This window comes from Mesorhizobium sp. M4A.F.Ca.ET.090.04.2.1 (genome assembly GCF_003999085.1).
Lineage (GTDB): Bacteria > Pseudomonadota > Alphaproteobacteria > Rhizobiales > Rhizobiaceae > Mesorhizobium.
This window is the reverse complement of sequence record NZ_RZOT01001043.1, coordinates 1-382: the sequence shown is the minus strand read 5'-3', so window position 1 is coordinate 382 and position 382 is coordinate 1. Positions and strand designations below refer to the sequence as shown.

Genomic DNA, 382 nt, shown 5'->3' with positions numbered 1-382 from the left:
CTCCGGTCGATTGTCCATCACTGGGTCAATTCGCGGACGGATAGTCGCTCATTTCCCAGATCGGTCGCACCTCGATCGTGCCGGCGCTGGCGCCCGGGCAGCGCGCCGCCCAGGCGATGGCCGCGTCGGCGTCCTCGGCCTCGATCATGTAGAAGCCGGCGAGCTGCTCCTTGGTGTCGGCATAGGGGCCGTCGAGCACATTGGTCTTGCCGTCGGCCGTGCGCACCGCCGTTGCGGATTGCGTCGGCCGCAGCCGGTCGCCGGCGAGCCAGGCGCCGGATTTCTTCAACGCCTCGGTATAGGCGCCATAGGCGGCGCTGATCTCGTAGGTCTTCTCGCTCGGCGCGGTCGCCATCGCGGCTTCGTTCGCGTAGATCAAAAG

Annotated in this window: 1 protein-coding gene; it reads right to left on the bottom strand. The window is 67.3% G+C overall.

Features of this window, described 5'->3' with window-relative positions:
- Positions 1-25: 25 nt before the first annotated feature.
- The coding region (locus EN781_RS33955) for a YciI family protein (protein WP_145965847.1) at positions 26-382 on the bottom strand (357 nt) is incomplete at its 5' end.